Raw genomic sequence first — 20,721 nt, 5'->3', positions numbered from 1 at the left:
AACGTGTTTCACGCATTAAATCAAGGGTTTCACGATATATTAGATAATCATAAACTTATATTTTACCAAACTTAAAAAATATTGGAATTTAACCCATAATAATGCTAATTTTAGCCCTTAATTTTCTACTTGGAATCTTGGTATTTTCACTTAAAAATACCCTAACATTATCAACGCTAGAAATTACGCTATTTTTAACCTTAATTGGGGCTGTTTTCGCTACTTTTAAACGCTATAAAAGCTTTTCTAAAAATTTAATACTTTTTATCACTGGATTTGTCTGGATGGGTGTATTTTCCAGCCATGCACTGCATTCAAATATTGCTGAAGAATTCTTTAATAAGCCCATTAATGTCGTTGGAAAAATCCACAACCTTCCCGACCAATCTGAGCAAAAATCACGTTTTAGCTTTCAAGTGTCAGAGCCTTTTCAAGCAAAACTTAAACTCTCTTGGTATGGAAAAACACCAAATGTTCTTAACAATGACGACACCTGGCAGCTGTTAATAAAAATTAAACATAACAACAGCTATCAAAATAAAGGTGGTTTTGACTACGAACAATGGCTTTTTTATCAGCAGTTTGATGCAACAGGCTATGTAAGACACAGCAATAGCAATCAGCTTATCAGCAAAAGCTCTGGATTTTCAATCGACTCCATCAGACAAAATATTCGCCAAAAACTAGCTACCCAGCTAGCTGACCTTCCTTTTTTAGGCGTTATTAATGCGCTTGTTATTGGAGATCGATCTTTAATTAACCAAGAGCACTGGGATTTGTTTAAATCCACTAATACAACTCATTTAAGTGTCATTTCTGGTTTGCATATTGGTCTTATTTCTGGCTTTATATTTATGCTGGTTAGTTTCATATGGCGGCGTTGTGCAAGCTGTGCCTCTAAACTACCAGCCAACGTTTTAGGTGCTTACTTTGGACTATCAAGTGCTTTAATATATGCACTTATCGCAGGATTTTCTATTCCAACACAGCGTGCTTTTATCATGGCTGGCGTAGTGTTTTTATCATTAATTTTAAGACGTCATCATAATGTCTGGCAACTCTATGGAATAGCGCTTATTTTGGTGCTTTTCTTTAATCCATTGAGTATTTTTAGTGCCGGGTTTTGGCTTTCTTTTTATGTTGTTGGTGTTATTATTTACGGTGTAGGTCAGCATCAAGATAAGCATTGGTTTTTACGCCTACTTTACATTCAGCTGCTAATCAGTCTAGCCACCCTACCTTTGATAGCTTGGTTTTTTCATTCTGGCTCGCTACTTTCTCCAATTGCTAATTTAGTGGCAATTCCGGTTTTTAGTTTTATTAGTACGCCTTTTTCCTTATTAGGCGCTTTATTCTTATATCTCGATGTACAGTTTTTAAGTCATCTTAGTTTTACAATCGCCAACCAATCATTGGCATACTTATCCTTATTGCTTCAGTTTTTGACAGAGTTAAAATTTAATCTTTGGCACTACACTCAAAACACAAGCCTTGATTTGGCCACGCTAATCCTGGCTGTATTATTCGCTCTATTGCCCGGCGCCCTAAAGCTTAGAAAAATAGCTTTATTTTTAGTGGTTATTATCTGGCTTCACCCTGCTGACAAAATCAAATACGGGCAGGTGCAAATTACAGTCCTAGATGTAGGCCAAGGATTGTCACAACTTGTGCGCACAAAAAATCATACATTGCTATTTGATGCAGGTGCAAAATACCCTTCTGGATTTAATATGGGTGACGCGGTCATCACCCCTTATTTACGATCACAACAGATTGATACGCTTGATTTAATTGTTATATCGCATGGTGATAATGACCATATTGGCGGACTTGATAGTATCTTGGAAAATATCAATAGCCGAGAAATACTCAGCTCTGTTCCTGAAAAAATATCAAAAACAGCAAAATTGTGTCAATTACAACCCGACTGGGAATGGGATGGGGTTCATTTTCAAATGCTCAATATAGGGCATAAATTTACCGGTAATAACGCCTCTTGCGTACTTAAAATATCCACCCAGAATCATGCGATTATTTTAACGGGTGATATTGAAAAAAAAGCAGAACAACACTTGTTAAGGACTTGGGGCAAACAACTACAGTCAAACATACTCATCAGCCCTCATCACGGTAGCAAAACCTCATCTAGTGATCAATTTTTAGCCGTGGTAAAGCCTCAGTGGGTTATTGTTTCTAGTGGCTACAAAAATCGATTTAACCATCCTGCTAAAACCGTTGTAACTCGCTATCAAGACCATAAAATCCAAATGTTAAATACCAGCTGCACAGGGCAAATTGATATTCTTATGGCTGACAAAATTACCTTGACCCGCTATAGAGAGTCTCAGCAGCGCTATTATCAGCGTAGCTGCCCTGAATAGTTTTTTTTTAATAATCTGATTTGATTAATGATAATGAATCTTACTAGCCTGGGTTAAGGTTAGTGCATTAAGCGCATCGACTAATGATTGCTCCGGGTTAACACTAAGCTCTTTGCTCAATGGTATGCTACCTTTTAAGCGCTCAGTATTATAAGAAATTTTAACTGGACAACTGCCTTTATGTTCACCTAGAAGCTGGTGAATTTTGTGAAAAATAGCTTGATGCTGATGATCAAGCCTAACTTCAAAACCTTTGGCATAATTCATCTTTACTTCGTTAATATTTTCGATTTTATCTACAATAATCTGCCAGCCGTCTCGATAATCATCGCGCTGAATCTTGCCTGAAATAATAACCACATCATCTACAATAAGCTTGTCGCTTACCTCACCTAGAGACTTTGAAAAAACCACAGCATTCAATGACACGCTACCATCTTCAACTTCCACAATGGCAATCTGACCCCCTTTTCGAGTGGGTCGATAGCGCAACTCAGAAATCAACGCCAGCACACGCACATCTTTATTATTCCTAAAGCGTATTTCAGAAGGTAGTACAGCATTAATATGCCTGGTATCAGTTTTGTACTCGTCAGTTGGGTGATCATAAAAATAATAACCCATAACCATTTTTTCTAATTGCAAGCGTTGTCGAAAAGCAAAGTCTGGTGCGTTTAAATAATGTACTTCATACTCAACATGCTCTTCCACAACAGAAAACAAACCACTCTGGCCACTAGAATGATCATTTTGACGTTGTTCTGCCTGTTTGACAGCTACTGGGTAAGTCTTAATCAAACTTGCTCTTGAAACGTCAAATACATCTAATGCGCCACTATAAATTAATGCCTCTAGTGCGCGTTTATTCAAATAGCGCTTTTCGATTCTAAAACAGAAATCAAACAAATCTTTAAAAACACCATTAGCCTGACGCTCTGCCATCAGTCTTTCAACCAAAGCTTCACCCACACCTTTAATGGCACCCAAACCATAAACGACTGTTTTGTCGTCTGCAATACTAAATTGATAATCAGACTCACAAACATTCGGGCCATTAACTCTCAGCCCCATGTGAATAATTTCACCTACTGTAAACGACACTCGATCCGTGTCATCCATCATGCCTGATAATACTGCCGCCATAAAAGGTGCAGGATAGTGAGATTTCAGCCAAGCTGTATGATAAGAAACGTAAGCATACGCAACCGAGTGTGATTTATTAAACCCATATCCTGAGAATTTATCAATCAGATCAAAAATTTCATTTGCTTTTTTCTCATCAATATTTTTTTCAGCAGCACCTTCCACAAAAACACTACGCTGACGATCCATCTCTTCTACTTTCTTTTTGCCCATAGCACGACGTAATAAGTCCGCACCACCTAGCGAATAACCAGCCATGACTTGGGCAGATTTCATCACCTGCTCTTGATATAAAAATACACCATTGGTTGGTGCTAGAATCTCTTCTAACATAGGATGTGGATACTTAACCTGAGCACCATGCTTAACATTAATATAGTCATCTACCATGCCCGCATCTAATGGACCTGGACGATACAAGGCCAACATAGCAACAATATCTTCAAAGTTGTCAGCCTGTAGTTTTTTCAAATAACTACGCATGCCATCAGACTCTAACTGAAAAATACCCGTCGTATCGCAACGTTGCAATAATTCATAGACTTTTTCATCGTCCAACGGCAAGCTATCAAGGTCGATTTTGCTATCACTCAATCCCTTTGCTTCAATCATTTTGATGGCTTTTTGAATAACGGTTAAATTTGACAAACCTAAAAAGTCAAACTTAACCAAACCGACCGCTTCAACATCATCTTTATCAAACTGAGACACCACACCATCATTCTCGCCTGAGCCTTTATAAACAGGGCAAAAATCACTAATCTTACTTGGGGCAATCACCACGCCACCCGCATGCGTACCCACATTACGCACCACACCCTCTAGTTTTTTAGATAGATTAATCAAATCCGTGACCGCTTCCTCAGAGCCGTAGCGCGCCAAAAGATCATCAGACCCTCCTTCCGATTCTGGCATTAATGCCTTATCAAGGGTCATCTTCAAGTCATTAGGGATTAGCTTAGATATTTTGTCACTAAAGCCATAAGGATGGCCGAGTACACGCCCAACATCGCGCACCACACCTTTAGCCGCCATCGTACCGTAGGTAATAATTTGAGATACTTTCTCACGACCATATTTTTTAGCCACATAATCAATAACTTCGTCACGCCTATCCGTGCAAAAATCAATATCAAAATCGGGCATAGAAACACGCTCAGGATTTAAAAATCGCTCAAATAATAGCTCGTGTTTAATAGGATCGACATTGGTAATACCTAGTACATAGGCAACTAAAGATCCAGCACCAGAACCTCGTCCAGGGCCAACAGGAATATCGTTATCTTTAGACCACTGAATGAAATCAGCCACAATTAGAAAATAGCCAGGAAAGTCCATCTGAATAATAACGTCTAACTCAAACTTAAGCCTTGCTTCATACTCAGCCTTATCCACCTCCAACCCTTGCAGGCGAGAAGCTAGTCCACGCTCAGACTCAAGAGTGAAAAATTCAGCAATACTCAACCCTTCAGGAATAGGAAAATCTGGCAAATAATTCTTCTGGTGAAGCTCAAAATGAACATTACAGCGTTGTGAAACTTCTACGGTATTTTTCAGCACCTCAGGCAAATCGGAGAATAGACTTTGCATTTGTGCAACTGACTTCAAGTATTGTTGATCAGAAAAATGGCGTGTACGACGTGCATCATCTAACAGTCCGCCTTGTGAAATACAAATACGCGCCTCATGGGCATCAAAATCATCCTTAACAAGAAATTGGACATCGTTAGTTGCAACAACAGCAATATCTAATTCCAATGCTAAATTAATACACAAATGCAGGTGGCGCTCGTCAAACTCTCTAGAAGTTCTTTGTACCGCAAGATAGTATCGATTATTAAAAACCTTACGCCAATGAGAGGCTTTTTGCTGCGCCTCCAAAATTTGATTATTCAATAAATGCTTGGCAACGTCACTATAAACAGGAGTGGCAATTAGAAGCAATCCTTCATGATGCGCTTCAAGTTGCGCCTCACTAATTGATACACCTTCGAGCGATTGCTCTTGCATATAAGATAGGGAAATAAGCTCTGATAAGTTTAAAAAACCTTGATGATTTTGACACAATAATAAAATTGAATAAAACTCACCTTCTTCATCTACGACATTAATACGTGCGCCAAAAATAGGTTTAATATTGGCGGAAATTGCTTTTTGGTAAAATTTAACCGCAGCATATAAATTAGATTCATCCGTTAACGCCACACTATCCATGCCTAGTTCAACCGCTGAATCGATTAATTTTGGTATACGTATTAAGGAGTTAACGACTGAAAACTCACTTTGACAGTGTAGATGGCAAAAACCAGAATTAGACATAAAAAGGGGTTTTATTAAATCAAATGTAGAAATTAATTATCCATCAATTTCATGAATAGTTAGCTTTATTTAAGACAAAAAAATACCCCAATAAAGGGGTATTTTTTTAAAAATCCAAGCTTGTATTAGAAACGAGGACCAGCAGTTAAAGCCGCATCAACTTGAGCAGTAGCTTGTACTGTCTGATGATGAGCTGCATTTGCTAACTTAACTGCAGCAGCAGTTTTACCTGCAGCATTTAGTTTTTTAGCATCCTTAATCATCTTGCCCGTATCACGCCATGCCATATTAACTGCTAAGTTGGCTTTATAGCCAGTTTCAGCAGCAGAAATAGCAGACTTAAACGGGTCAGAAGAGCCGTTGTTCCAGTCATGTGAAGCGCCTAAAAAATTAGCTTGAGCCGTTAAGGCGAATACTGATAGAGCTGTTATTAGTATCTTTTTCATATTATTCTCCTATTTTCTGTAACGAGCGTCAGTGATTTCTAGACCGTTACTCATTGCTTGATGGAAATACTCTAAGTTATTCATTAACTCAGATTGAGAACTAATTGGCTTAGCACGCATATTCTTCAAACAACCACCATAACGACGTTGTAGCGTACCTAAACCAGCCCACTTCGCACGATACATCGGTACGTGTGTTGTATGACCTAGAGCAGGTGATAAGATGTCAGCACGAGCTTTTTTACCAGCATTGTATACATGACAATCTGCACATGACATATTGAACTCACCACGCTTTCCATAGAAGTAAGCTTTACCTTGGTTGTAAGCAGCATTTGCAGCAGCACCTTCAACCTTTACATTGACTTTTTCTCCAGCCGCTTGATCAGAAATCCATGCACTAATGCGCGCGATTTTTCCTTTATTAGAGCCTAGCTTCTTACCCGTTTGCTCTAGGTAACACGCCTTAAGAACACCTTCAAGAGTTACAACTTTTTGAGTTGCTTCGTCAAAGTAAGGATGCTTCACACGAGCTGCAGCAGGATCTTTAAGTGCAGCACACTTATTAAGACCGAACTTAACAAACTCCTTTCCGCCTTTTTCAACAGCTTCCTCATATGGAGGAATACCATCTAAAATTTCTTCAAATTGATCTCTTGAACCTGCATCATATGCATAAACACCATTGGTGTAGTCTGCAAACTCAACATTAGGTTTAAGTGCTTTAAAATAACCGATCAAATCTTTTTGGTCAGAAGCGACATCCGCAGATGCTGCTCCAACTAAAAAACCGATACCAGCTACTACTGTTATTAGTTTTTTCATTTCTCTCTCCTCTTTGAATAAGAGATTACTTAGACTTTGCAGTCTCAGAACCAGTCTTACCCTTGTTGTCTGTGTACTTAAGTTCGATTGTGTCGCCTTTAGCGCCAGCAACATTAAACTTAAAATACGGATTTTTAGAAATAGTACTACCAATATCCGCATCTACCACAACTGTACCATTATGAGAAACTACCATATGTACAATATGATTTGCAGGTACTAATTTACCTTTCTTTTTACGTGCACCAGTTTCCATAGGGTGCTTAATAAGCGCCTTAATACCGATTACACCTTTTCTAGCTTTTGGTTTTAATTTAATTGATCCCATCTTATATTCTCCTTATTTGTTTGATTCGGTTACCGAATTAACCGCCACAGCCGCCAATTGTTACTTTAACTTCCTGAGAAACTTGAGTAGTTACTCCACCTGCAGTAACTAATGCTACTACTGGAGATGTTGTACCCATTTTAATACGAGTAGAAACATAACCTGCTGCTGCACCAGATAAGTTAAATGAAGCTGCCAATGGTGTACCGTTTTTAGTAACAGAGATAGAGATGTTTGTCACACCTTCCATCTTAGATGCATCTACAGTTACTGGAACTACTGCACCGTTCTCAGCGATTTTAGGCGCTTTAAATTTAAATGAACCTTTGCCTGCTGCTGCTATAGATGCAGTTGCTGCATCTGATTTCGCTTTAAAATCTGCAGTGTTTGCAAATACCATTGAAGGTGTTAGTAAGCCTGCGCCTACTGCTGTTGCAACTGCAGAACCTGCCATTGCACTTTTTAAAAATAATCTTCTTTTCATTGTTTTCTCCTTATTTTGTGTAAATATAGTTAGTCACTTGATCGATTTGCTTATCAGACAAAACACCATGCTTTCCAAAAGGAGGCATAATTGTGTTTGGGTTTTTTGCTGTTGCATCCCAAATTTGAGCTCTTAAATCAGCTTTATTTGGAAATCTTGCCTTCATCGCAAGTAGCGGTGGACCAATGTTACCTGGCAGGTTTCCGCCTGGAATCATATGGCATGCTAAACAATTGCCCGCTTTACGACCAAAAGTAACCTCTTCGTCTGTCATTTCTTTAGCACCAGCTTGTAACGGCATTACGAATAATGCTGCTAAAGCGGCTACTGCCGAAATTGAAGAAATAGTTTTCTTCATGTTTCTCTCCTCTTTATATAAAAAAATCCCCATAAAAGGGGGGTTAAAACCCTTACTGAGATAACCATGTTATACATTTTTGAATTAAATGCAACTCTATTATAAAACTTTTATATTGTTTTTTATACTTGTACTGCAGCGGCGATTAAAGCGCGAGCTTTATGCATGGTCTCATCCCATTCTAACTGCGGAACAGAATCATGCACAATGCCTGCGCCTGCTTGCACATAGAGCATCTCATCTTTAACAATAGCAGTTCGAATAGCAATAGCCATATCCATACCGCCATGCCAAGATAAATAACCAATTGCCCCCGAATAAATATTACGTTTCAATGGCTCAACCTCATTAATAATTTCCATTGCTCTTACTTTGGGGGCGCCACTGAGTGTTCCTGCAGGAAAAGTTGCTTTCAACACATCCATAGCACTCATATCGTCTTTGAGTTCACATTCCACATTAGAAACAATGTGCATGACATGGGAGTATCGTTCAACAAACATTTTATCCGTTAATTTAACACTGCCTGTTTTAGCAATTCGACCAAGATCGTTACGCCCAAGGTCGATCAGCATTAAGTGTTCAGCAATTTCTTTTTCGTCTGCCAATAAATCTTTCTCAAGGGCTAAATCTTGAGCTTGGTCTTCACCTCTTGTTCTGGTACCTGCAATTGGACGCACCGTCGCACGCCTATCACAATCAACCCGGGTAAGAATTTCAGGCGAAGATCCGATCACATCAACATCGCCTAAGTTTAAATAATACATATAAGGCGAGGGATTTAGCCTTCTTAACTGACGATAAAGTTCAACTGACGGTGCTTTATAAGGTGCACTTAGTCTTTGAGAAGGTACAACCTGCATAACATCCCCAGCAACGATATAGCGCTGAATACGCTCAACAACATCTTTATAATTTTGTTCACCAAAACTGGAGCTAAAATCTTGTGTTGTTAGGTTGTCTGACTGATAATCTTGTTTAACAAGCGGTCGATCAATATCTGCTTCGATACTATCAAGATAAGCCATTGCCTGATCATAACTTTGGGTTTCAGGATTGACATGTGTCAATAAAAATGCCTTATTTGCTAAGTTATCAAATACAACTAAATCATTTGACACCATTAACAAAATATCGGCAATATTTAGCTCATCTTTAAGATTGATATCTTTGAGTTTTGGCTCAATATAGCGAACAATTTCATAGCCAAAGTACCCAACTAAACCGCCATTAAACTCAGGTAATTCGCCAATTTCAGGCACTTTAAATTTCTGTTGATATTGCTCAATCCATGCCAAAGGGTCTTCTACCTTAAAGCGTTCAACAACACTTGATTCCTTCTCGATTTGAATTTCATAGCCAAATACTTTGATCACAGTTTGCGCATGAAGCCCAATAATTGAATATCGGCCCCATTTTTCCCCGCCTTGAACCGATTCAAATAAATAGCTGTAAGTGTTGTTGGCTAATTTCAAATACAAACCTAAAGCTGTATCGGTATCAAGCACAACTTCTCTAAATACTGGAATATGGTTATACCCCTGGTCAATGTATGCATTAAAACTTGTTTTATCCATGCACGCATTTTAACGGATTTTGGGCATAAAAAAACCGCATCCATAATTAGATGCGGTTTTAAAGTTAGCCGGTAGCTAGAGTATTACTCTTGTGACTCTTCTGCTTCGCTTAACTCTGCTGCTAATGCCATTTCAGCATCAGCACTCTGAGTCATGCTAGCGGGACGCTTAGCACGCTTCTCTTGATGATACTTAAAGCCTGTTCCTGCTGGTATTAAACGACCAACAATAACATTCTCTTTCAAGCCTTGTAGAGAATCCACTCTACCTGTGGTCGAAGCTTCTGTTAACACGCGCGTTGTTTCCTGGAAAGAGGCAGCTGAGATAAACGACTCTGTAGCCAATGACGCCTTAGTAATACCCATGAGTAATCTTTGGTAAGTAACCAGAGACTTTCCTTGGGCCGCTAATTGTTTATTGGTTTCAATAACTCGAGCGTATTCAGCAGTCTCACCATTGACAAATCTAGAGTCGCCAGAATCTAATACTTCCACCTTACGAAGCATCTGCTTCACAATCACTTCAATATGTTTATCTGAAATATTTACACCTTGTAGACGGTAAACATCTTGCACTTCTTTAACAACATAGTTCGCTAGCGCTTCAACACCCAACAATCGTAAAATATCATGAGGATTTGATGGTCCATCAGAAACTACATCGCCTTTTTCAACTGTTTCACCGTCGAAAACGTTAATTTGACGCCATTTGTGAATCATCATCTCAGTCGGCTCACCTTCTGCTGAAGTAATAATCAATCGATCTTTACTCTTAGTAGGACTGCCAAAGCTAATCACACCAGACTCTTCTGCAAGAATAGAATGATCTTTTGCTTTACGTGCTTCGAATAAATCAGCAACACGTGGCAAACCACCCGTAATATCACTAGTCTTAGACTGATCTTTTGGAATTTTAGCTAGAACTTCACCTGCTGAAATTACCTGATTATCTTCTAGGTTAATCTTCACCATTGATGGCAAGTAATGAGTTGACAATACAACTTCAGAATCACTCTGCTCAACCATCTTAATCATTGGCTTGAGGCCTTTGGCTGCTGCAGACCTTTCCGCTTCGTCAATCATCTCAAAGAAGGTTAGTCCAGTTAATGGATCTGTATTTCTGTTAACCGTAATACCCTCTTCAAAATCAACAAAAATAACGCGACCAGATTGCTCAGTAATAATTGGATGCGTATGTGGGTCCCAATCAGCAATTTTTTCTTTTGCTTTAACTGTGCCACCTTCTTGCACGTGTACAACCGCACCATAAGGAATCTTATAACGCTCAACATCTTGACCTTTTGTATTTCTAATCGTTACTTCGGCAGATCTAGAGATCACCACTAAATCACCATTATCATTGGTAATTGACTTAATATTTTCAAAGTGTGCTGTACCATCTACGTTAACATTAATACTACTAACTGCTGTAGATGCTGACGCTGCACCACCAATATGGAACGTACGCATTGTAAGCTGCGTACCCGGCTCACCAATTGACTGTGCTGCAATCACACCAACTGCCTCACCAACACCAATTTTATGTCCACGCGCCATATCATTACCATAACAACTGGCACAAACACCATAGCGTGTATCACAAGTAATTGCCGAACGAACTTTGATTGACTCAATACCTAAATCATTAATTTTGTCAGAATCTCCTAACGAAACCAAATGACCTTTAGGCATAAACACATCGTAAGTATCAGGAATCAATACATCTTCTGCAACAACGCGCCCTAACACTGACGCGCCTAAAGTTTGTACAATGTTACCGCCATCAATAACCGCTTTCATCATCAAACCATTATCCGTGCCACAATCTTCTTCGGTAATAACCAAGTCTTGGCCAACATCAACTAAACGACGTGTCAAGTAACCCGAGTTAGCAGTTTTAAGTGCTGTATCTGCTAGACCTTTACGAGCACCATGCGTTGAAATAAAGTATTGCATGTTGTTCAAACCTTCACGGAAGTTTGAAGTAATTGGTGTTTCAATAATTGAGCCATCTGGCTTCGCCATCAAACCACGCATACCTGCTAACTGACGCATTTGCGCTGGAGAACCACGAGCACCAGAATCAGCCATCATATAAACGGAGTTAAATGAAGCGAGTTTTTCAGTTTTACCATCTTTAGTCTCAAACTCTTCAAAACCAATTTCATCCATCATGGCTTTTGCAACGGTCTCTGAAGTGCGTGACCAAATATCAATCACCTTATTATAACGCTCACCATCAGTAACAACACCTTTGGAATACTGCTCTTGAATATCTTTAACCTGAGCCTCAGCAGCATCAATCATGCCTGCTTTTGAATCAGGGATAGTCATATCATTTGAACAGAACGAGATACCTGACTTAGTTGAATACTGAAAACCTAAATACATCATCTGATCAGCAAACATAACCGTCTCTTTTAACTCTTGAGTACGGTAACAAACATGAATTAGATTAGATACCACTTTTTTAGAGATAGCTTCATTAATTAAATCAAAAGACAATCCATTAGGTAGGATTCTTGAAAAAATCGCACGGCCTACTGTTGTGTCTACAATGCGTGTTGAGCTTGGCTCAAACTTGCCTGCATCATTCTTAATGTAATCTTGAATTCTTAGTTTAATATTAGCATGCAGCGTTATATAGCCCGCTTCATACGCATTAAGCGCTTCTGCAGGTGAGGCAAATATCATGCCTTCACCCTTTTGATTAATTTTATCTCGAGTCATGTAGTACAAGCCCAAAATAACGTCCTGAGAAGGAACAATAATCGGCTCACCACTTGCCAAGTGTAAGACATTATTAGAAGCCAACATTAAAGTTCTTGCCTCTAATTGAGCCTCTTCTGATAATGGCACGTGTACAGCCATTTGGTCACCGTCAAAGTCAGCATTAAATGCGCCACACACCAAAGGATGCAATTGGATCGCTTTACCTTCAATTAATAACGGCTCAAATGCTTGAATACCTAATCTATGCAATGTTGGCGCACGGTTTAGTAACACAGGATGCTGATGTACCACTTTTTCTAAAACATCCCAAACTTCAGGCGTTTCAGATTCAACCATTTTTTTAGCCGCTTTAATTGTAGATGCTAAGCCTTTGGCTATTAGACGATTATAGATAAATGGCTTGAATAATTCCAAAGCCATTTTTTTCGGTAATCCACACTGATGTAACTTAAGATAAGGACCACAAACAATAACCGAACGACCTGAATAGTCAACTCGCTTACCAAGTAAGTTTTGACGGAAGCGGCCTTGCTTACCTTTGATCATATCTGAGATAGATTTCAATGGGCGACGATTATTACCCATCACTGCTCGACCACGACGACCATTATCAATCAACGAGTCAACCGCCTCTTGCAGCATACGCTTCTCATTACGAACAATAATTTCTGGCGCATCAAGCTCTAACAGACGTGCTAGACGATTGTTACGGTTAATAACACGACGATAAAGATCGTTCAAATCAGAGGTTGCAAAGCGACCACCATCTAAAGGTACCAATGGACGCAAATCTGGCGGAAGAATTGGCAAGACTTTTAAAATCATCCATTCTGGCTTATTGCCAGATTGAATTAAAGAGTCAATTAATTTAAGACGCTTATTATATTTCTTAAGTTTAGTTTGAGATTTGGTATTTAGACTGTCTTCACGTAAATTTGCCGCTTCTTTTTCAAGCTGCATTTCAGCCAAAACATCTTGGATTGCTTCCGCACCCATTTTTGCTTCAAACTCATCTTCACCGTACTCATCCAATGCATCAAAGTACATTTCTTCAGTTAATAACTGCTTGTGTACCAAAGGTGTTGCACCTGGATCTGTCACTAAAAATGCTTCAAAATACAAAACACGCTCAATATCCTTAAGCGTCATATCCATTAACAAACCTAAACGTGAAGGTAGTGATTTAAGGTACCAAATGTGAGCAACTGGCGCTGCTAATTCGATGTGACCCATACGTTCACGACGAACCTTAGAGAATGTTACCTCTACGCCACATTTTTCACAAACAACGTTGCGAAACTTCATGCGCTTGTATTTACCACACAAACACTCAAAGTCTTTCATTGGGCCAAATACTTTTGCACAGAACAACCCTTCTCTTTCTGGCTTAAAAGTTCGGTAGTTAATGGTTTCTGGTTTTTTAACCTCACCATATGACCATGAACGAATCTTCTCAGGAGAAGCCAGGCCAACTCTAATTGCATCAAAGTCTTGCTCTTTATTTTCTTGCTTTAAAATCGTTAATAAATCTTTCACTTCACTCTCCTAATTAGTATTGCTCAAGTTCAACATCAATACCTAATGATCTGATCTCTTTAATAAGTACATTAAATGATTCTGGCATAACCGACTCAGTCAGATTTTTACCATCAACAATACTCTTATACATCTTCGCACGACCGGCAACATCATCAGACTTAACCGTTAGCATTTCGCGTAGCGTATGTGCCGCTCCGTAAGCCTCAAGTGCCCACACTTCCATCTCACCAAAGCGTTGACCACCAAATTGAGCTTTACCACTTAGAGGCTGCTGCGTGACTAACGAATATGGACCTGTAGAACGTGCATGCATCTTATCGTCTACCAAGTGATTAAGCTTAAGCATGTGCATATAACCAACTGTTACTGGGCGATCAAACGCCTCACCTGTACGACCATCATACAACTGCTCTTGACCAGACTCTGGTAAATCAGCCAACTTAAGTAAAGATTTAATATCTTTTTCTTTAATACCATCAAATACTGGTGTTGCCATTGGCACACCCTCTCTTAGGTTTTTAGCCAACTCAATAATTTCTTCATCATTGAATGCGTCTAAATCTTCCTGCTTACCATGAGAATTGTAAATTTCATTTAAGAACGCTCTAATTTCAGCAACCATTTCGCTGCGCTTTTCATCTAGCATGGCTGCAATCTTGTAACCCAAGCCTTTTGCTGCATAACCTAAATGAACTTCCAGTACCTGGCCAACATTCATACGACTCGGCACACCTAATGGATTAAGCACAACATCAACAGTTGATCCGTCTGCCAAATAAGGCATGTCTTCTACAGGTGACACGCGTGAAATGACACCTTTGTTACCGTGACGTCCCGCCATCTTATCACCCACCTGGAGCGTCTTACGTGTTGCTACATAAACCTTAACCATCTTCATAACACCTGGTGGTAATTCTGCACCTTCGTTAATCTTAGCTTTTTCTTCTTCAAAGAATTTATCGAATTCAACTTGTTTAGCTTTAGCCTGTTTAACCAGTGCGGCCACTTCTTTGTTGATTGATGCATCTTCAACTTTAATCTTGGCAATATCTTTATTGTCAAGTTTTTTCATTAATTTTGTACTTAGCTTTTCGCCAGCTTTAATATCTCCAACTGCCTTAGTAATAACATTACCTGACAACTTCAAGCGTACACGACGGAAAATATCACCATCAATAATACCAAACTCATCATCAATATCTTTCTTGATCTTTTCTAAACGCTCAGCATCAATACTTAACGCTCTTGAATCTTTTTCTACACGGTCACGTGTAAAGACTTGAACGTCAATAACAACACCCGATTTAGAAGCACCAATTCTTAAAGAAGAGTCTTTAACGTTATTGGCTTTTTCACCAAAGATAGCGCGTAATAATTTCTCTTCTGGTGATAATACCGTTTCACTCTTAGGGGTAACTTTACCCACTAAAATGTCACCACCCTTAACACGTGCACCAACATAAACCACACCAACTTCATCAAGCTTAGCCAATGCTGACTCACTTACATTAGGAATGTCTGCTGTAATTTCTTCAGGACCTAATTTAGTATCACGAGAATAGGCTGTTAATTCTTCAATATGGATTGTTGTATAGCGATCGTCTTGCACAACCTTTTCAGAGATTAAAATTGAATCCTCAAAGTTGTAACCATTCCACGGCATAAAGGCAATCTTCATGTTTTGACCTAAAGCCAATTCACCTAAGTCGGTCGAAGGGCCATCTGCCAATACATCGCCTGCAGTAATCTTATCACCAACATTTACTAATGGCTTTTGATTAATACACGTGTTTTGATTTGAACGTGAGTATTTAGTTAGGTTGTAGATATCGACACCCAACTCTCCTGCTTTAGCTTGTTTAGAGTCAACACGAATTACAATGCGTGATGCATCAACTGCCTCAACCACACCGCCATGTTTTGCAGTCACACAAACTCGAGAGTCTGTTGCCACAACACGCTCAATACCAGTACCCACCAAAGGCTTCTCAGCACGTAGTGTTGGTACGGCCTGGCGTTGCATATTTGAACCCATAAGTGCACGGTTAGCATCGTCATGCTCAAGGAATGGAATCAATGATGCTGCCACTGATGAGATTTGCTTCGAGTCAATATCGATCAACGTTACGTCAGCTGAATCAACTAATACAAATTCATTCTTATGGCGACATGAAATTAAATCGTCCATTAACTGACCTTTGTCACTAACAGTAGCGTTTGCTTGTGCAATCGTATGTGCAATTTCATCAATAGCAGATACATAAATAATCTCTTCTGTCACTTTACCATTTTTAACTACTTGGTAAGGTGTCTCTAAGAAGCCGTAATCATTAGTTTTTGCATAAACAGCCAGAGTATTAATCAAGCCAATATTTGGACCTTCTGGTGTTTCAATTGGACATAGACGACCATAGTGTGATGGATGTACGTCACGTACCTCAAAACCAGCACGTTCACGTGTTAAGCCACCAGGACCTAAGGCTGAAATACGACGCTTATGAGTGACACCCGATAATGGATTCACTTGATCCATAAACTGTGACAACTGAGAAGAGCCAAAAAACTCTCTAACTGAGGCAGATACAGGCTTAGAGTTAATCAAATCTTGCGGTGTTAACTCATCAGTTTCTGCTAAGTTTAAACCTTCTCTAACGGCTTTTTCAACACGAACTAAACCAATTCTAAATTGGTTTTCAATCATTTCACCAATCGCTCTAACACGTCGGTTTGCAAGCGTATCAACATCATCAACAGAATCATTACCATCTTTAATATTGATTAGTAATTTAATAACATTTAAGATGTCATCATTTGTTAATACATGTTCACCTGTTTCAGATTCAATACCCAAACGACGATTAAGCTTCATACGTCCAACTTTAGACAAATCGTAACGATCATTCTTAAAGAATAGATTGTTGAACAATAAGTTTACTGCATCTTCAGTAGCTGGCTCGCCCGGACGCATCACATGATAGATACTCATGCGTGCTTCAATTTCAGTTTGAGTATCATCAAGACGCAATGTATCTGAAATATAAGCACCTGTCTCAGATTCATTAATGTACAAGACATCAAACTTCTTCACTTTGTTTGAAACCAAAATCTCTAAAATATCTTCAGAAATAACCGTATTAGTCGCAATTAGAATCTCACCCGTTTCGGTATCAACAATGTCATTAGCAATAACTTTATCAATCAGAGACTCTAACGGCGCATTAATTGTCTTAACACCAGCAGTATCTAAAATCTTGACATGCTTAGCAGTAATACGGCGGCCTTTTTCAACAACAACATCCTTGCCGGATAAGATATCAAATTCAGCAATCGTGCCACGAAGGCGTGATGGTTTAATGCCTAAGTCACAAGACTTAGCCTTGATTTTTATCGTTGAACTTTCAAAGAAAGTATTGAGAATTTCACTACTAGAAAGCCCCATTGCACGCAATAATGTCGTAACTGGAAGCTTACGGCGGCGATCAATTCGAACATATAAATGCTCGTGATGATCAAACTCAAAGTCCAACCATGAGCCACGGTAAGGGATCACACGTGAGGAGAATAAAATCTTGCCTGATGAGTGTGTCTTACCTTTATCATGCTCAAAAATAACACCGGGAGATCTATGCAATTGGGAAACAACAACACGTTCAGTACCATTGATAACAAAGGTACCTGTATCAGTCATTAGTGGCAATTGGCCCAAATAAACATCTTCTTCGATGATTTGTTTAACTTTACGTTTTTTCTTTAACGTTGAGCCGTTTTTATCGAACAATACTAGGTTAAGCTTAACGCGCAATGTAGAAGCAAAGGTTACACCACGTAACTTACACTCTTCTACGTTAAACTTAGGCTCTTGTAATTCATAATCTACATACTCAATTTCGGCATAGCCGTTAACTGCTGTAATAGGAAAAACAGATTGAAACACTGAATGCAATCCAACATCTTCTTTACTATCATTACCAGCTTGAATAAAGCCGTTAAAAGAATCAATTTGAATAGCTAGCAAGTCTGGTTCTTGCAAGATTGATGCTCTTGAACCAAAATTATTTCTAATGCGCTTTTTTTCTGTAAATGAATAAGCCATAAATACCTCGTATTAGTCGATCTAATTCGTTTAAGAAGTTTTCTTCTTAAAATAAAACCAACCTATCGCTTTCGTTAAAGTAATAGGTTGAAATAGCACTCAATAAAGAGTGCTAATGCAATAAACACCAAAATCCCCTAATGGGGATTTTGGGTTTTTACGCTGAACTAATTACTTAAGTTCTACGCTAGCACCAGCTTCTTCAAGCTGCTTTTTAACATCTTCTGCTTCTGCTTTAGATGCGCCTTCTTTGATCGATGCAGGAACTGCTTCAACCATATCTTTAGCTTCCTTAAGACCTAGGCCAGTGATACCACGTACTGCTTTAATAACAGCAACTTTCTTCTCACCGAATGATGTCATTACAACGTCAAACTCATCTTTTTCAGCTGCCGCTTCACCAGCATCGCCAGCGCCTGCTGCAGGTGCTGCTGCTACTGCTGCTGCACTTACACCGAACTTCTCTTCCATTGCTGAAACTAATTCAACAACATCCATTACAGACATATCTGCAATTGCATTTAAAATATCTTCATTTGATAATGCCATGATATTTACTCCTTTTATTTATTATTTGATTATTATTTTTGTTGCGCCACTGCTGACACGACGCGAGTTACTTTAGTTGGAACTTCGTTTAAAGTTCTAGCTAGTTTCTCAACTGGTGCTAACATTAATGCCATAACTGTACTAATTGCTTGATCTTTAGTTGGAAGGTCTGCAATACGCTTAAGCTGATCTGCATCTACAAATTCACCTGAAACGCCCAAACCTTTAACGACCAAATCTTCATTGTCTTTTACAAAGTCATTGAAGACACGTGCAACTGCGCCTGGATCTTCTTGAGAAAATCCTAGGATTACTGGGCCACTAAGAACCGGTAATACACACTCACACGTTGTTTCGTTAAATGCTAATTTTGCTAATGAATTCTTTACAACACGTAAAGAAACATCTGCATCCAAAGCACTTGCACGAAGCATCGTCATTTGTTCAACTGTCAATCCGCGATATTCAGCTACGCCAACAGAAATTGCATCATTTGCTAATGCATTTACTTGTTCGACAACAACTTTTTTTGCTTCAAGATTTAGAGCCATTTGCCTCTCCTGAACAGTTTAAAAAAGAAAGTCATATTATTACAACTTTCGCCACAGAGTACTTACGCACCCTCTACATAGGCCAACTGTGTTACCAGTTATTTATGTAAAAATTCCAGGAGGAAGATCTACACCTATGGTCTTTGAGGAACGCAAGATTTTCACCCTACGACCCAAAGAATTCTTTTTGCTGATATTACTAGATATCTAGCGTATTTAAATCAATAGCAATGCCTGCACCCATTGTTGATGAAACACTTAATTTTTTAAAGTAAATACCTTTAGCTGAACTTGGTTTAGCTTTCTTAAGAGCTTCCATTAATGCAGCGATGTTTTCAGCTAATGCCTTCACATCGAAAGACGCCTTACCAATACCTGCATGAACAATAGCAGCCTTGTCAGTACGGTAACGTACTTGACCTGCTTTGGCATTGTTAACAGCGGTAGCAACATCTGGCGTTACTGTACCAACTTTAGGGTTTGGCATTAGACCACGAGGACCTAAAACTTGGCCTAGACGACCAACAACACCCATTGCATCTGGTGAAGCGATAACAACATCATAATTTAGATCGCCATCTTGCATAGATTTCATTAAATCTTCCATACCGACAACATCAGCGCCAGCTGCTTCTGCTTTAGCGACGTTATCGCCTTGCGTAAATACCGCAACACGAACTGTTTTACCAGTACCATTTGGAAGCACGACTGCACCACGTACATTTTGGTCAGATTTCTTAGCGTCAACACCAAGGTTTACACTTACATCAATAGACTCATCAAATTTAGCAGTTGCACAGTCTTTAATCAATGCCAAAGCATCTTCAATTGCATAACGCTTACCAATTTCTACTTTAGAAGCAATGTCTTTTTGTTTTTTAGTTAAGTTAGCCATCTGATTAACCCTCCACCGTAATACCCATAGAACGGGCTGTGCCAGCAATAATAGTGACTGCTGCTTCCATATCATTTGCATTAAGATCTTTCATTTTGATCGCTGCAATTTCCTCTAATTGGGCACGTGTAATATTACCAACTTTATCAGTATGAGGGGCGCTTGAGCCTTTTTTGATTCCTGTTACTTTTAAGATTAACAATGCTGCAGGTGGCGTCTTAGTGATGAATGTGAAACTACGGTCACTGTAGACTGTAATGATTACAGGCACCTTCATACCTTTATCAATTTCTTGAGTTTTAGCGTTAAACGCCTTACAAAACTCCATGATGTTTACACCGTGCTGACCTAGTGCAGGACCAACCGGAGGTGAAGGATTAGCTTCTTGTGCAGGCACCTGAAGCTTAATATATGATTCAATTTTTTTAGCCATTCTTACTTCCTTGAGGGGTTTCCTCATTTGGGTACAAGCGCTTATACAGCTCCCCGTTTAACAGACGA

General features: G+C 39.1%; 14 protein-coding genes. 1 reads left to right on the top strand and 13 read right to left on the bottom strand.

The features are described from left to right. The first annotated feature begins 101 nt into the window (after positions 1–101). Positions 102–2,381 carry a DNA internalization-related competence protein ComEC/Rec2 gene (locus tag SP60_RS06090; RefSeq protein WP_053951774.1) on the top strand — a complete coding sequence of 760 codons (2,280 nt, stop codon included), beginning with the start codon at positions 102–104 and terminating at the stop codon, positions 2,379–2,381. Between the two features lie 24 nt (positions 2,382–2,405). Here SP60_RS06090 and dnaE read toward each other — a convergent pair whose 3' ends face one another. The 13 genes from dnaE to rplK all read right to left on the bottom strand — a co-directional run bounded on the left by dnaE (position 2,406) and on the right by rplK (position 20,653). Further along, positions 2,406–5,843, bottom strand: coding sequence for a DNA polymerase III subunit alpha (gene dnaE / locus SP60_RS06085; protein ID WP_053951773.1), 3,438 nt, complete (start codon positions 5,841–5,843; stop codon positions 2,406–2,408). A 125-nt stretch (positions 5,844–5,968) separates the two neighbouring features. Then, positions 5,969–6,289 carry a hypothetical protein gene (locus SP60_RS06080; protein ID WP_053951772.1) on the bottom strand — a complete coding sequence of 107 codons (321 nt, stop codon included), beginning with the start codon at positions 6,287–6,289 and terminating at the stop codon, positions 5,969–5,971. Positions 6,290–6,298: 9 nt separating this feature from the next. Further along, a complete protein-coding gene (gene soxA, locus SP60_RS06075; RefSeq protein WP_053951771.1) occupies positions 6,299–7,114 on the bottom strand; it encodes a sulfur oxidation c-type cytochrome SoxA in 816 nt (271 codons plus the stop codon). Positions 7,115–7,139: 25 nt separating this feature from the next. Further along, positions 7,140–7,442, bottom strand: a complete 303-nt coding sequence (gene soxZ / locus SP60_RS06070; protein WP_053951770.1) for a thiosulfate oxidation carrier complex protein SoxZ — start codon at positions 7,440–7,442, stop codon at positions 7,140–7,142. Positions 7,443–7,479: 37 nt separating this feature from the next. Further along, positions 7,480–7,926 carry a thiosulfate oxidation carrier protein SoxY gene (gene soxY / locus SP60_RS06065; RefSeq protein WP_053951769.1) on the bottom strand — a complete coding sequence of 149 codons (447 nt, stop codon included), beginning with the start codon at positions 7,924–7,926 and terminating at the stop codon, positions 7,480–7,482. A 10-nt stretch (positions 7,927–7,936) separates the two neighbouring features. Next, positions 7,937–8,284 (bottom strand): sulfur oxidation c-type cytochrome SoxX, encoded by a 348-nt coding sequence (gene soxX / locus SP60_RS06060; protein WP_053951768.1) that lies wholly within the window; start codon positions 8,282–8,284, stop codon positions 7,937–7,939. 122 nt (positions 8,285–8,406) lie between these two features. After that, the gene (gene trpE / locus SP60_RS06055; protein WP_053951767.1) at positions 8,407–9,861 is read right to left on the bottom strand and encodes an anthranilate synthase component I; all 1,455 of its coding nucleotides are present in this window, start codon (positions 9,859–9,861) and stop codon (positions 8,407–8,409) included. A gap of 83 nt (positions 9,862–9,944) precedes the next feature. Further along, a complete protein-coding gene (gene rpoC / locus SP60_RS06050) occupies positions 9,945–14,129 on the bottom strand; it encodes a DNA-directed RNA polymerase subunit beta' (protein WP_053951766.1) in 4,185 nt (1,394 codons plus the stop codon). A 13-nt stretch (positions 14,130–14,142) separates the two neighbouring features. Then, positions 14,143–18,225, bottom strand: a complete 4,083-nt coding sequence (gene rpoB, locus SP60_RS06045; protein WP_053951765.1) for a DNA-directed RNA polymerase subunit beta — start codon at positions 18,223–18,225, stop codon at positions 14,143–14,145. 171 nt (positions 18,226–18,396) lie between these two features. Next, entirely contained in the window at positions 18,397–18,774 is a 378-nt protein-coding gene (gene rplL / locus SP60_RS06040; RefSeq protein ID WP_053951764.1) for a 50S ribosomal protein L7/L12, read from the bottom strand. A gap of 32 nt (positions 18,775–18,806) precedes the next feature. After that, positions 18,807–19,325 (bottom strand): 50S ribosomal protein L10, encoded by a 519-nt coding sequence (gene rplJ / locus SP60_RS06035; protein WP_053951763.1) that lies wholly within the window; start codon positions 19,323–19,325, stop codon positions 18,807–18,809. 199 nt (positions 19,326–19,524) lie between these two features. Continuing rightward, positions 19,525–20,220: a 50S ribosomal protein L1 gene (gene rplA / locus SP60_RS06030; protein WP_053951762.1), complete on the bottom strand. Its 696-nt coding sequence runs from the start codon at positions 20,218–20,220 to the stop codon at positions 19,525–19,527. Between the two features lie 4 nt (positions 20,221–20,224). Next, positions 20,225–20,653: a 50S ribosomal protein L11 gene (gene rplK, locus SP60_RS06025; protein ID WP_053951761.1), complete on the bottom strand. Its 429-nt coding sequence runs from the start codon at positions 20,651–20,653 to the stop codon at positions 20,225–20,227. Positions 20,654–20,721: the final 68 nt, after the last annotated feature.

The organism is Candidatus Thioglobus autotrophicus (assembly GCF_001293165.1).
Lineage (GTDB): Bacteria > Pseudomonadota > Gammaproteobacteria > PS1 > Pseudothioglobaceae > Thioglobus_A > Thioglobus_A autotrophicus.
The sequence above is the reverse complement of the archived record's forward strand: the minus strand, read 5'-3'. Positions and strand labels throughout refer to the sequence as shown.